The 13,334-nt window shown below is 63.1% G+C and carries 12 protein-coding genes; 9 read left to right on the top strand and 3 right to left on the bottom strand.

The genetic code is table 11. The annotated features are described in order from the left end of the window. The first annotated feature begins 6 nt into the window (after positions 1-6). The gene (locus EKH55_RS05820) at positions 7-477 is read left to right on the top strand and encodes a GNAT family N-acetyltransferase (protein ID WP_069457878.1); all 471 of its coding nucleotides are present in this window, start codon (positions 7-9) and stop codon (positions 475-477) included. A gap of 41 nt (positions 478-518) precedes the next feature. Here EKH55_RS05820 and parE read toward each other — a convergent pair whose 3' ends face one another. Then, a complete protein-coding gene (gene parE, locus EKH55_RS05825; protein ID WP_069457877.1) occupies positions 519-2,579 on the bottom strand; it encodes a DNA topoisomerase IV subunit B in 2,061 nt (686 codons plus the stop codon). Between the two features lie 261 nt (positions 2,580-2,840). Here parE and EKH55_RS05830 point away from each other — a divergent pair, with 261 nt between their 5' ends. Together EKH55_RS05830 and EKH55_RS05835 are read left to right on the top strand one after the other, a co-directional pair. After that, positions 2,841-3,761, top strand: a complete 921-nt coding sequence (locus EKH55_RS05830) for an alpha/beta hydrolase (protein WP_192803751.1) — start codon at positions 2,841-2,843, stop codon at positions 3,759-3,761. A gap of 28 nt (positions 3,762-3,789) precedes the next feature. Next, positions 3,790-5,106 carry an FAD-binding oxidoreductase gene (locus tag EKH55_RS05835; RefSeq protein ID WP_151611152.1) on the top strand — a complete coding sequence of 439 codons (1,317 nt, stop codon included), beginning with the start codon at positions 3,790-3,792 and terminating at the stop codon, positions 5,104-5,106. 6 nt (positions 5,107-5,112) lie between these two features. Here EKH55_RS05835 and EKH55_RS05840 read toward each other — a convergent pair whose 3' ends face one another. Next, complete coding sequence (locus tag EKH55_RS05840; protein ID WP_069457875.1) at positions 5,113-5,718, bottom strand: YceI family protein; 606 nt, start codon at positions 5,716-5,718, stop codon at positions 5,113-5,115. Between the two features lie 3 nt (positions 5,719-5,721). After that, the gene (locus EKH55_RS05845; protein WP_069457874.1) at positions 5,722-6,333 is read right to left on the bottom strand and encodes a cytochrome b; all 612 of its coding nucleotides are present in this window, start codon (positions 6,331-6,333) and stop codon (positions 5,722-5,724) included. Positions 6,334-6,564: 231 nt separating this feature from the next. On the opposite strand from EKH55_RS05845, the gene tpiA reads away from it, so the two are divergent. The 6 genes from tpiA to eno all read left to right on the top strand — a co-directional run bounded on the left by tpiA (position 6,565) and on the right by eno (position 13,209). Further along, the gene (gene tpiA / locus EKH55_RS05850; protein WP_069457873.1) at positions 6,565-7,335 is read left to right on the top strand and encodes a triose-phosphate isomerase; all 771 of its coding nucleotides are present in this window, start codon (positions 6,565-6,567) and stop codon (positions 7,333-7,335) included. Between the two features lie 238 nt (positions 7,336-7,573). After that, entirely contained in the window at positions 7,574-8,035 is a 462-nt protein-coding gene (gene secG / locus EKH55_RS05855; protein ID WP_069457872.1) for a preprotein translocase subunit SecG, read from the top strand. Between the two features lie 138 nt (positions 8,036-8,173). Next, entirely contained in the window at positions 8,174-9,811 is a 1,638-nt protein-coding gene (pyrG, locus tag EKH55_RS05860) for a CTP synthase (RefSeq protein WP_269808418.1), read from the top strand. A gap of 217 nt (positions 9,812-10,028) precedes the next feature. Beyond that, positions 10,029-10,919, top strand: a complete 891-nt coding sequence (locus EKH55_RS05865) for a VOC family protein (protein ID WP_069457870.1) — start codon at positions 10,029-10,031, stop codon at positions 10,917-10,919. A gap of 2 nt (positions 10,920-10,921) precedes the next feature. Next, on the top strand, positions 10,922-11,761 hold the full coding sequence (kdsA, locus tag EKH55_RS05870; protein WP_069457869.1) for a 3-deoxy-8-phosphooctulonate synthase: 840 nt from the start codon (positions 10,922-10,924) through the stop codon (positions 11,759-11,761). A gap of 173 nt (positions 11,762-11,934) precedes the next feature. Beyond that, positions 11,935-13,209: a phosphopyruvate hydratase gene (gene eno / locus EKH55_RS05875; RefSeq protein WP_069457868.1), complete on the top strand. Its 1,275-nt coding sequence runs from the start codon at positions 11,935-11,937 to the stop codon at positions 13,207-13,209. The last annotated feature ends 125 nt before the right edge of the window (positions 13,210-13,334 follow it).

The following is a 13,334-nucleotide window of genomic DNA, read 5'->3' on the forward strand; positions in this document are numbered from 1 at the left end:
ATCTGAATGACAGCCATAACCATCAGCGAGGAGCCGCCACGCCAGCCGACCATCATCCGTCTGCTCGAACTCTCCGATGCCTATCTTGCCTCGCTTTATCCGGCGGAGAGCAATCACCTGGTCGATATCTCGGCGCTGGAGAAGCCGACCGCAGTCTTCTTCGTCGCCCGACGCGCCGGAGAGATCGTCGGCTGCTGCGCGCTGGTGAACGCGGGCGACGGCACGGCGGAGATCAAGCGCATGTTCGTTGATCCTGAGGCGAGGGGACTGAAGATCGGTAAGTGGCTTCTTTCGGCAGTCGAGGAAAAGGCGGTGAAGCTGGGCTTTGCAGCGATCCGCCTCGAAACAGGCATCCACCAGCCGGAGGCGATCGGGCTTTACCGGGCCGCCGGATACGTGGAGCGCGCACCCTTCGGTGACTACCTGCCGGATCCGCTGAGCCTGTTCATGGAAAAGCTGATAAAGTGGAATATTTGAACGCGGCAGCGGGATGAGGGGCGAATCACGGGTCCGTCCGCTCAAATATCCAGGTTGTCTGCAAAGACCGCCCGCTCCTGAATGAAGCGGAATCGAGCGTCGGCCTTGGTGCCCATCAGGCTGTCGACGGCCTCGCGGGTGCCTTCGAAATCGACGTCGTCGATCTCGACCTTGAGCAGGGTGCGGTTGGCCGGGTCCATGGTCGTTTCCTTGAGCTGCGCCGGCAGCATTTCGCCGAGCCCCTTGAAGCGTCCGATCTCGACCTTGCCCCGGCCGTTGAACTCCGTCCGCATCAATTCCTCGCGATGCGCGTCGTCGCGGGCATAGAGCGTCTTCGATCCCTGGCTGATCCGATAAAGCGGCGGCACGGCGAGATAGAGATGTCCGCTGCGGATAAGTTCCGGCATCTCCTGATAGAAGAAGGTGATCAGCAGCGAGGCGATGTGAGCGCCGTCGACGTCGGCGTCGGTCATGATGATGACGCGCTCGTAGCGCAGGTCCTCCTCACGGTATTTCGAGCGGGTGCCGCAGCCGAGCGCCTGGACGAGATCGCCGATCTGCTGGTTTGCGCCAAGCTTCTCGCGGCCGGCACTCGCGACGTTCAGGATCTTGCCGCGCAGCGGCAGAATCGCCTGGTTGGCACGGTTGCGTGCCTGCTTGGCCGAGCCGCCGGCCGAATCGCCTTCGACGATGAAGAGTTCCGCCCCTTCCGCCGTGTTCTGCGCGCAATCGGCGAGCTTGCCGGGCAGGCGCAGCTTGCGCACTGCCGTCTTGCGGCTGACTTCCTTTTCCTTGCGCCGGCGGACGCGCTCCTCCGCACGCTCGACGACCCAATCGAGGAGCTTGGCCGCTTCCGCCGGGTTGTCGGCGAGGTAGTGATCGAAGGGATCGCGAAGTGCGTTCTCGACGATGCGTTGCGCCTCGACGGTCGCGAGCTTGTCCTTCGTCTGGCCGACGAATTCCGGTTCGCGGATGAAAACCGAGAGCATGCCGGCTGCCGAGATCATGACGTCGTCGGTGGTGATGATCGACGCACGCTTGTTCTGGGTAAGCTCCGCATAGTTCTTGAGCCCTTTTGTGAGGGCGATGCGCAGGCCTGCCTCGTGCGTCCCGCCCTCCGGCGTCGGGATCGTGTTGCAGTAGGAATGAACCTGCTGGTCGCCGCCATACCAGGTGACGGCCCATTCGAGCGAGCCGTGACCGCCCGACCGTTCCGATTTGCCGGCGAAGATCTCACGGGTGACGGTGAATTCCTTGCCGAGGGTTGCGGCGAGGTAGTCCTTGAGGCCGCCGGGGAAATGGAAGACGGCCCTGTCGGGGATTTCCGAGCCTTCCGGCAGGAGTGAGGGATCGCAGGACCAGCGGATTTCGACGCCGCCGAAGAGATAGGCCTTGGAGCGGGCCATGCGGAAGAGCCGCGCCGGCTCGAACCGGGCGTGCGGGCCGAAGATCTGCGGATCGGGATGGAAGCGGACCTTCGTGCCGCGGCGATTGTGCACGTCGCCGAGGTCTTCGAGACCGCCCTGGGGAATGCCGCGGGAGAAGCGCTGGCGATAGAGCCTGCGATTGCGCGCGACCTCGACTTCGAGCGAGTCCGATAGCGCATTGACGACGGAAACGCCGACGCCGTGCAGGCCGCCGGAGGTCTCATAGGCCTTGCCGTCGAACTTGCCGCCGGCGTGCAGCACCGTCATGACGACCTCAAGGGTCGATTTGTTCGGGAATTTCGGGTGGTTCTCGACGGGAATGCCGCGGCCATTGTCGGTGACCGACAGAAAGCCATTGGCATCGAGATTGACCTCGATGAAGTTGGCATGGCCGGCGACGGCCTCGTCCATGGAATTGTCGATCACTTCAGCAAAGAGGTGATGCAGCGCCTTCTCGTCTGTCCCGCCGATATACATGCCCGGGCGCCGGCGCACCGGCTCGAGCCCTTCGAGGACCTCGATCGCCGACGCGTCATAGTCGCTGCCGTCGCTGTCGCGCGGAGCCGGGTGCGGGGCAGCATTGCTGGCGGCAGGCGTCACAGGTTTGCTCGGCGCGGCATCCGCCGGCTTCGGCTGTTGCGGCATTGCGGAAAAAAGATCGCTGCTGTCGTCCATGGATCGGTTCAAATCGTTCCTGTCGTCTCGTATCGGCGGCATGCTTGTCCTCAGATCGGATGCGATTTGAGGACAGGCATGCTCGCAGGCCATAGCAAGAGCTCGGCGCTGCCGCCATCCTCGCCGCGCGAATCACCCACGAATTCTGCCAGAGTCTCGTGCAAAGCGCGAACAAAAAGTGAACGTCCAGGGCTTCGAAAGGGCGAGAAACTCGAAAACGCGGCGAATTGCCGGCTACAGTGTTGCGTGCCGGCAGTGCCGATGGCAAGGCATGGGCCGAACAAGGGAGCCCGCCGGGTGTCTATGTCCACAGTTGTTTTATCCATGCGTTGGCCGATCGCGGCGCTTTTCTTCCTCGGCCTTGCAACGGCTTCGAGTGCTGCGGGGCTGCGGCCCTTCAAGGACGACCTCTTCACCTATGGCCGGGTGCTCCGGCAGGAGGACGGCGGCGACTTTCGGGTCGTCGACTATCAGGAACTGCGGGATATCAACGGGCGGGACGAGGTTCCGGAGCGGCGCGTCAAGCAGGCCTATGTGTCCCTGGGGGTGAGGCAGGCGCAGGTGAACGAGACGCTCGACTTCGGCAATCGGTCCCTCGACGTCACACGCATCGGGCCCGAGCGCGGCGGGGCTTTCACGGTGATCTTCATTCACGGCCGTGGTGGCGACCGGCGCCTCGGCGCCAATGATTTTTCCTTCGGCGGCAACTTCAATCGCATCAAGAACCTCGCCCTCGCCAATGGTGGCACCTACTATGCCCCGAGCGTCCGCAGCTTCGACGCGGCGGGCGTGGCGGATATCGCGGCGCTGATCCGCTTTGCTTCAGTCAATTCCGGCGGGAGGCCGGTCGTGCTCTCCTGCGCCTCGATGGGCAGCTTCATCTGCTGGGGCATCGCGCGCGACGGGGCGGCCGGAGCCGCGCTCGGCGGCATGATGATCATGGGCGGCGCTGCGGATCCTGATTTCCGGAAGAGCGCCGCATTCAAGGCCGGGCTCCCGATCCATTTTAGTCACGGCAGCCGCGACACTGTCTATGCGGCCGAAGCGCAGGTCGCGTTCTATCGCGCGCTCAAGACCAAAGGCTACCCGGCGCGCTTCGTCCTGTTCGAAACGGGATCGCACGGGACGCCCGTGCGCATGACCGACTGGCGCGACGCGTTGAACTGGATATTGTATCGCTAGCCGTGCTGTCCCAGGAGCCGATGCGCCGATGAGTCTCAACGGGTTTGAAAACTGGCGATGGCCCGCACCGGAAAGTGGGCGCGTGATCTCGCCGGACGACTACGAAGAGCGCCTCGGCGAGTTGGAGCCGATGGCCTACCTGCCGGTCGGCAAGGCTCTGAGCTATGGCGACAGCAGCCGCAACAGCCAGGGAACGCTGATCGACAGTGCTCGACACAACCGCATTCTGTCCTTCGATCCCGGGACAGGCGTGATTGTCTGCGAGGCCGGCGTTACGCTCAATGAGGTTCTCGCCAGAGCAATCCCGCATCGCTTCTTTCTGCCGGTAACGCCGCGTACCGGTCTTGCAACGATCGGCGGTGCCGTCGCAAACGACATTCACGGCGACAATCACCATGCGCGCGGGACCTTCGGAAATCACATCCGGCGTTTGACGCTGATGCGCTCCGACGGCGAGCGACTGACCTGTTCGACCGTCGAGAATGCCGAGATTTTTGCGGCGACGATCGGCGGCCTCGGCCTGACCGGCCTTATCCTCGAGGTCGAACTCAGGCTGATGAAGGTACCGTCGCCGCACGTGCAGCAGCACGCCTGCCGCTTCGATGACCTCGATGAGGGTCTTGTGCTTCTCGACCGTGCCTGTGAGGAGCACGAATATGCCGTCGCCTGGATAGACCAGCTGTCGTCCGGCCGCCGGGCGGGCAGGGGCGTTCTCTGGGCGGCCGATCATGCGGACAGCTCCTGCGAGTTTCCGGACATTCCGAAGCGGCTCACGCTTTCCGTGCCCTATGCACCGCCTTTCCTGAACACCGCCGGGCTACGGGTCTTCAACGAATATCACTTCCGCAGGGTGCCGCCCCGGGAAACGGTCTCGACCGAGAAATGGACCTCCTATTTCCATCCGCTCGACCGGTATACGGCTTGGAACCGGCTCTACGGGCCTCGCGGGCCATGTCAGCACCAGAGCGTCTTTCCCGTCGAGAGAGCCCGCGAGACGACGCTTCGCTTGCTGGAAACCGCCCGCCGGGCCGGGCATGCCTCCTTCCAGACCACGTTGCATCGCTTCGGCGACAATGCCGCACGAGGACTGCTTTCCTTTGCGCGGCCGGGCTTCAGCCTGACCCTGGATTTCGCCAATCAGGGTGAGGCGACCGTGAAACTGCTCGGTGGGCTCGATCGCATCGTCGTGGAAGCTGGCGGCGTGGTCAATCCGGGAAAGGATTTCCGCATGGAGCCCGAGATTTTCGAGGCCTCTTTCCCGGCGTGGAAGAAGCTCGAGGCCTTGCGTGACCCCGCATTGGTATCGGATTTCTGGCGGCGCACGGCTCTCGCTTTGAGGCGCTGACGGCTATCAGCGCCTTACGCCCCTGATGTCCATGTCGAAGCGGACCACGTTGGAATAGATGGGCGTTCCGACGTCCATTCCATAGGGGGCGCGGCGTATTTCGCCTCGGATGGTGAAGCGGATCGAACGCTGGGCCGAATCCGTCAGCGTAACGGCGAAACGCTCCGTGTGCGTCTTGCCGCGCGCGGTGAGCGCGCCCTCTACGGTTGCCGTGCCGGGGCCGGTCTGCGCGACGCTGGTCGAGCGGAAGGTCACCGTCTGGAAATTCGCCGTGTCGAAGACGGCGCTGGAGCGCAGGAAATTCTCGATCCGTTGTTCCCGCGCCCGGACACTTTCCGGATAAAGTGTGAATTCCACGGAAGACCGCCCCACGTCCCGGCCGTTTATCTGGAACGTGCCGGAAAACCTCGCAAACTCGCCGGCGACCCCGCTGCCGCCCCCAACCTGCGGAACGATGAAACGAATACTGGAAGAGCTGGCGATGCGATAGCTACCGGCCGCTTGCGCGAGCGTCGGCGCTTGGGCGTCCGCAGCCCCTGCCATGAGAAAAAGGGCGAGAGGAAGAGTGACTTTCAATGCGTTTCGTCCCGAGACGGGGCAATGGGCGATCATGATTCATCTCCTCACGACAGTCTCGTCGTCCGCGGCCTCGATCGCTCTGTCGCTTGCATCAACACTCGAGTGCAGCATGCGGGTGAGAACGGCGTCGCGCCGGACGATATGATGGAAAAGCGCCGCCGCCGCATGGGCGGCGATGAGGCCGAGCATGACATAAGCGAGTGCGGCATGCGCGAAGGTCCAGAATGCCTCCTCTGCATCCGACTTCGGCAGCGGCAGGTGCGGAATGGCGACAAGGTTGAAGTAAAAGCTCGGAATGTCGAGCGTCGAGGCGGAGGCGACTGCCCAGCCGGCAAGCGGTACCAGGAGGCCGATGGCGATGAGCGCCCGATGCATCAGCCGGGAAGCCGTGCGCTCGAGAGGACCGAGGCTTGCAACCGGCTGGGGATGCCGCTCGACAAACCACCAAGCCGCGCGCAGGATCGCCAGCCCCATCGTGGTGAAGCCGAAGGACTTGTGCCACTGATAAAGTGAGAATTGCAGTGATGGCTCGATCTCGATTCGCCGCATCAGGATACCGATCAGCATGAGGCCGAGGATCAGCGCCGCGAGCGTCCAGTGCAGTATGATGGTGATCGCTCCAAATCCGTCTTCGCTGTTGCGCAGCATGCTCGCCTTCCTAGATCGTTTCCGCACCGGCTTCTGCTTTTCAACGTGAGACGCCCGAGGCGCCGGCTTTATTCGTCGCCCTTGTATGATCCTCGGTGTGGGACGCGTTCAGGGATCATCCCTATGCGGACCTCGGCGACCACCGCACAATCGATCAAGGGTGCTTTCAATTGAGCGGGCGATTTGCTAGGCCGCTTGCCCGAGAGGAATATCTTGTCCGGAGGAAAGTTCATGACGCCCGATATCCGCCCGCTCGTTGCCGGAAACTGGAAGATGAATGGAACGCGTCAATCGCTGGACCAGATCAAAGCGATCGCGGAGGGCGTCAAGGGTGAGCTTTCGGCGAAAGTGGAGACGCTGATCTGCCCGCCCGCGACTCTGCTTTACGTCGCGACTGCGCTTTGCGAGGACAGTCCGCTCGAGATCGGCGCCCAGGATTGCCATCAGAAGCAGTCGGGCGCTCACACCGGCGATATTTCCGCCGAGATGATCGCGGATTGCTTCGGTACCCATGTCATTATCGGCCACTCCGAACGCCGCACCGATCACGCCGAAAGCGATGCGCTTGTAAGGGCCAAGACCGAAGCGGCCTACGCCGCCGAACTCGTGGCGATCGTTTGCATCGGCGAGACAGAAGCGGAACGGAAGAGCGGCAAGACGCTCGACATTCTGAAGCGCCAGCTTGCGGAAAGCCTGCCGGACGGGGCGACTGCCGCGAACACGGTTATCGCCTACGAGCCGGTCTGGGCGATCGGTACGGGAGTGACGCCCACCGTCGCCGACGTCGAGGAGGCGCACGCTTTCATGCGTCAGGAACTGGTTGCGCGCTTCGGCGCCGAAGGTGGGAAGATGCGCATTCTCTATGGCGGCTCCGTCAAGCCGTCCAATGCCAAGGAATTGATGGGCATCGCCAACGTCGACGGCGCTTTGATCGGTGGCGCCAGCTTGAAAGCGGAAGATTTTCTCGCCATCTACGGCGCCTATGCAGAATTGACTGCATGACCGCGTGGCGATCCACAGTACCGAGTGTCTCTACGGACGCGCAAAAGACGCTGTAGCACTTTGAATCGCTGCTTGTTCTTGTCCCCCTGAATCGGACGGGTTTCCAGGAAACATGCAGTGCCGGGGGCTTGGAATAGCCGTTGGCTTGGTATAAAGAGGCGCCAAATTCGCGCGCAGCCCGTTCTGCGGCCGCGAAGGTTCGATTCGAATGCTCCGCAGAGGGCAGGACTGGAAGCTGATGCAGACCGTACTACTCGTCATCTATCTCATGGTCGTCGTCGCCCTGATCGGCGTCGTCCTCATTCAGCGTTCCGAAGGTGGCGGTCTCGGCATCGGCGGCGGCTCGGGCTTCATGTCGGCCCGCGGCACGGCCAATGCGCTGACCCGCACCACGGCCATCCTTGCCTTTCTCTTCTTTGCGCTGGCGCTCGCCATGGGCATTCTCTCGCGCTACGAGCCGCGGGAAACCGATATTCTCGAGCGCATTCCCGGCACGGGTGCCAGCGGCGGCGTGCTTGATTCGCTTGGCGGCGGCCAGTCGGCGCCGGCCGGCGGAGCCACCGAGGCTCCGGCCAACGGCAACGGCGTTCCCGCGGGCGGCGCGCAAGCTCCTGCTCAGGCACCGGCTGGAGCCGCGCCCGAGGCGCCCGCTGCCGGCGCGAGCGGCAATGCGGGCTCGCAGGTCCCGAGCGGCCAGTAAGGCCGCAGGCCGAAAGTACCCGCCGGCGGATGTTTCATCCGCCGGTTTTGTTTTGTGTGAAATCTGCCGCGACGAACAACGGAAAAGTTCTGGAAGACGAATTTTTCGGTGGCGGAATCGTTTATGAGAAGGTATCCGGTGACTCCCATGGCGCGATATGTATTCATCACTGGCGGCGTGGTTTCCTCCCTCGGAAAAGGCATCGCTGCGGCCGCTCTTGGAGCGCTGTTGCAGGCGCGTGGCTATCGGGTGAGGCTGCGCAAGCTCGACCCCTATCTCAATGTCGATCCGGGCACCATGAGCCCGACCCAGCACGGCGAGGTGTTCGTTACCGACGATGGTGCGGAGACGGACCTAGACCTCGGTCACTATGAACGCTTCACCGGGCGTTCGGCGACCCGGACCGACAACATCACCACCGGCCGGATCTACAAGAACATCATCGACAAGGAGCGGCGCGGCGACTATCTCGGCGCGACGGTTCAGGTGATCCCCCACGTCACCAACGAAATCAAGAACTTCGTCACCGAGGGCAACGAGGACTACGATTTCGTCATCTGCGAGATCGGTGGCACCGTCGGCGACATCGAGGCGATGCCCTTCATGGAGGCGATCCGTCAGCTTGGCAATGACCTGCCGCGCGGCACGGCCGTCTATGTCCATCTGACGCTGATGCCCTACATCCCCGCCGCCGGCGAACTGAAGACGAAGCCGACCCAGCATTCGGTCAAGGAGCTGCAGGCGCTCGGCATCCATCCCGACATCTTGCTCGTGCGCGCCGATCGCGAAATCCCCGAGGCCGAGCGCCGCAAGCTGTCGCTCTTCTGCAATGTCCGCCAGTCGGCGGTGATCCAGGCGCTGGATGTGGCGTCGATCTACGACGTGCCGATCGCCTATCACAAGGAAGGGCTCGACAGCGAAGTGCTTGCCGCCTTCGGCATCGAACCGGCGCCGAAGCCGCGCATGGACGCCTGGGAGGAGGTGGCCCATCGCATCCGCACACCGGAAGGCGAGGTGACGATCGCGATCGTCGGCAAATATACGGGCCTCAAGGACGCCTACAAGTCGCTGATCGAGGCGCTGTATCACGGCGGTATCGCCAACCGTGTGAAGGTCAAGCTCGAATGGATCGAGTCGGAAGTCTTCGAGAAGGAGGATCCCGCACCTTATCTGGAGAAGGTCCACGGCATTCTCGTGCCCGGCGGCTTCGGCGAGCGCGGCTCCGAGGGCAAGATGAACGCCGCGCGCTTCGCGCGCGAGCGCAAGGTGCCCTATTTCGGCATCTGTTTCGGCATGCAGATGGCAGTGGTGGAGGCAGCGCGCAATCTCGCCGGCATCGAGAGAGCTTCGTCGACGGAATTCGGCCCGACCAAGGAGCCGGTCGTCGGCCTGATGACTGAATGGGTCAAGGGCAATGAGCTCGAGAAGCGGTCCGCCTCCGGCGATCTTGGCGGCACCATGCGCCTCGGCGCCTATCGTGCGGCGCTGAAGCCGAGCACGAGGATCGCCGAGATCTATGGTTCGAACGACATTTCCGAGCGCCATCGCCACCGCTACGAAGTCAATGTCGACTACAAGGACCGGCTGGAATCCTGCGGTCTCGTCTTCTCCGGCATGTCGCCGGACGGCGTCCTGCCGGAGACCATCGAGTATCCGGACCATCCATGGTTCATCGGCGTGCAGTATCATCCGGAACTGAAGTCGCGTCCGCTTGATCCGCATCCGTTGTTCGCGAGCTTCATCGAAGCAGCGCTGGAACAGTCGCGCCTCGTCTAGGGCGACCCTGCCGCGCCGCGCGTTCTAATCCGACGCGCAAACGTCGCTGCAGCAGTTTCGAATTGCCGCAGGCTGTTTGTCCCTTGATCGAGGTCGATTTGGAGACATGCTGTAGGGCCGGCCGCTGGCGTTTGAGGCCTGGAGAGACTTCCCGCGCTTGCAATCGTCCTGCAAAAATTGCAAACAGCGGCTAACCGGTCCATCCAGGGATTCTGCCATGAACCTCGCCACGCGAACCGCCCGCCCGCTCGATCATCTCGTGTTGCCGGTGGCCGATCTTGCCCGGGCAAGGCGTCGGCTGACGGATCTCGGCTTCACCGTTGCCGAGGATGCCCGCCACCCCTTCGGCACGGAAAACGCCTGCGTCTTCTTCTCGGATAACAGCTATCTGGAGCCGCTTGCCATTGCCTCGCGCGAGGAATGTGAGGCGGCTGCGCTCGACGGCAACGTCTTCGTCGCGCGGGACCAGGCATTCCGCTTCCGCCGGGGTCCCGAGGGGTTGTCAGCGGTTGTGCTCGGGACGCCGGACGCAGCCGAGGATCACATCCGCTTCCGTTCGCTTGGCCTTTCCGGCGGCGACATGCTGGAATTCTCCCGGGCGATGCGCATGGCAGACGGCCGCGAGGGTTTGGGATCCTTCCGCCTTGCCTTCGCCGCGGATCTGCGTGCACCCGACTTCTTTCTTTTCTGCTGTCAGCGCCTTCGCGCGCTCCCCGTCGACAGCGCGGTGCTGCACCATCACGAGAACGGCGTGCTTGGCATTGCCGAAGTCGTCCTGTCGGAGCCGAACCCCACGGACTTCCAGTATCTGCTGCAGGAGGCCGTCGCCGAACGCGAAGTTGCGGCGCACTCCTTCGGCATGGATATTCAAATGGGTAGCGCCAAGCTCTCCGTCCTCAATCCCGCCGGCATGGAAGCGTTCTTCGGCCGAACGATCAGCGACAGCGACCGGGGCCTGCGCGGCCGGGCGGTCGTTTTCCGTGTCGCGGATATCGAGGCGACCCGGGCGCTGTTCGCGCAGAACGACATCGAATTCGCAGAAATGTGCGGACGCCTCATTGTCCCGGAAGTGCCGGGGCAGGGGGTGATTTTCGCGTTTGGAGTGTAAGGATGGAAAGCAATTATAGGGTCGTCGTCGGCGAGGGTGCCGGTCAGGTGGTGTTCTCGCAGAGGGAGCGGTTGACGCTGATCGCCGGCCCCTGCCAGATGGAAAGTCGCGAGCATGCCTTCATGATCGCCGGCAAGCTTGTCGAGATCTGCAAGGCGCTGAACGTCGGTCTCGTCTACAAGTCCTCCTTCGACAAGGCGAACCGCACGTCGCTCTCGGGCAAGCGTGGCATCGGCCTCGACAAGGCGATGGAGGTCTTTGCCGATCTCAAGCAGGAATTCGGCTTCCCGGTCCTGACGGACATCCACACTGAAGAGCAATGCGCGATGGTCGCCGAGACGGTCGATATCCTGCAGATTCCGGCCTTCCTGTGCCGCCAGACCGACCTGCTCGTCGCTGCGGCAAGGACCGGGCGCGCCATCAACGTCAAGAAGGGCCAGTTCCTCGCCCCCTGGGATATGAAGAACGTGCTCGCCAAGTTCACGGCTAGTGGCAATCCGAACGTGCTTCTCTGCGAGCGCGGCGCCTCCTTCGGCTACAACACGCTCGTCTCGGACATGCGCGCGCTGCCGATCATGGCGGGGCTCGGGGCGCCCGTCGTCTTCGATGCGACCCACTCCGTGCAGCAGCCGGGCGGCCAGGGCGGTTCGACCGGCGGCCAGCGCGAATTCGTCGAGACGCTGGCGCGCGCGGCCGTCGCCGTCGGCATCGCCGGTCTCTTCATCGAGACACACGAGGATCCCGACAATGCGCCGTCCGACGGGCCGAACATGGTGCCACTCGAGAACATGCCGCGGCTTCTCGAAACGCTGCTCGCCTTCGATGCGATCGCTAAGGCCTGAGCGACGTTGAATTTCGTGGAGCGCGATGGTGCACCTAGTCGCGCGACACCAATAATCAGACCGGATTGGGGCGGAGTGCACTTTCTCCCATCCCACTCTGGCGTCATTGAAAATTCGAGGTCATGAATTAAGACTGACCCCGATAAACCGCCGCCCTAACCCGAGGAAAGATCATGACTGCAATCATCGACATCATTGGCCGAGAAATTCTCGACAGCCGCGGCAACCCGACCGTGGAGGTCGATGTCCATCTCGAGGACGGCAGCTTCGGCCGGGCGGCCGTTCCGTCCGGTGCATCAACCGGTGCCCATGAAGCGGTCGAACTGCGAGACGGCGGCACCCGCTATCTCGGCAAGGGTGTCGAGCGCGCCGTCGATGCCGTCAATGGCGAAATCTTCGAAGCGATCGGTGGCCTCGATGCGGAGAACCAGATCCAGATCGACAGGACCATGATCGAGCTCGACGGCACGCCGAACAAATCGCGCCTCGGTGCCAACGCCATTCTCGGCGTTTCGCTCGCCGTGGCCAAGGCCGCGGCCGAAGCGAGCGGCCTGCCGCTCTACCGTTACGTCGGCGGCCCGAATGCCCATCTCCTCCCGGTGCCGATGATGAACATCATCAATGGCGGCGCCCATGCCGACAACCCGATCGACTTCCAGGAATTCATGATCATGCCCGTCGGCGCCGAGACGCTTCGCGATGCCGTCCGCATGGGGTCGGAGGTCTTCCACACGCTGAAGAAGCAGCTCGCCGCTGACGGCCACAACACGAATGTCGGCGACGAGGGCGGCTTCGCCCCGGGTCTCGCTTCGGCGCCCGCGGCTCTCGACTTCATCATGAAATCGATCGAGAAGGCGGGCTACAAGCCGGGCGAGGACATGTATGTCGCGCTCGACTGCGCCTCGACGGAATTCTTCAAGGACGGCAAATACGTGCTCGAAGGCGAGGGCCGCACGCTCGAGCCGGGCGCCATGGCGGAGTACCTGGCCGAACTCGCCGCCAAGTACCCGATCATCTCGATCGAAGACGGCATGGCCGAGGACGATTGGGATGGCTGGAAGTCGCTGACCGATCTCATCGGCAACACGTGCCAGCTCGTCGGCGATGACCTGTTTGTCACCAATTCCGCGCGCCTGCGCGATGGCATCAAGATGGGTGTCGCCAACTCGATCCTGGTCAAGGTCAACCAGATCGGCTCGCTTTCGGAAACACTCGATGCCGTCGAGACTGCGCACAAGGCGCGCTACACCGCCGTCATGTCGCATCGTTCCGGCGAGACGGAGGATTCGACCATCGCCGACCTCGCGGTCGCCACCAATTGCGGTCAGATCAAGACCGGCTCTCTGGCCCGTTCCGACCGGCTTGCCAAGTACAACCAGCTGATCCGCATCGAGGAGCAGCTCGGCCTGCAGGCGAAGTATGCCGGCCGTTCGATCCTGCGCGGTTGAGTAGCGAGCCGCACACCTCGTAATCCATCGTCGACGTAATGCATCCCGCCTGCCACACGGCCGGCGGGTTTCGCTTTTCAGGTCATTCATGGTCAACGGTCGGTTAATCAATCGACGATAGTCTC

Source organism: Sinorhizobium alkalisoli, assembly GCF_008932245.1.
Taxonomy (GTDB): domain Bacteria; phylum Pseudomonadota; class Alphaproteobacteria; order Rhizobiales; family Rhizobiaceae; genus Sinorhizobium; species Sinorhizobium alkalisoli.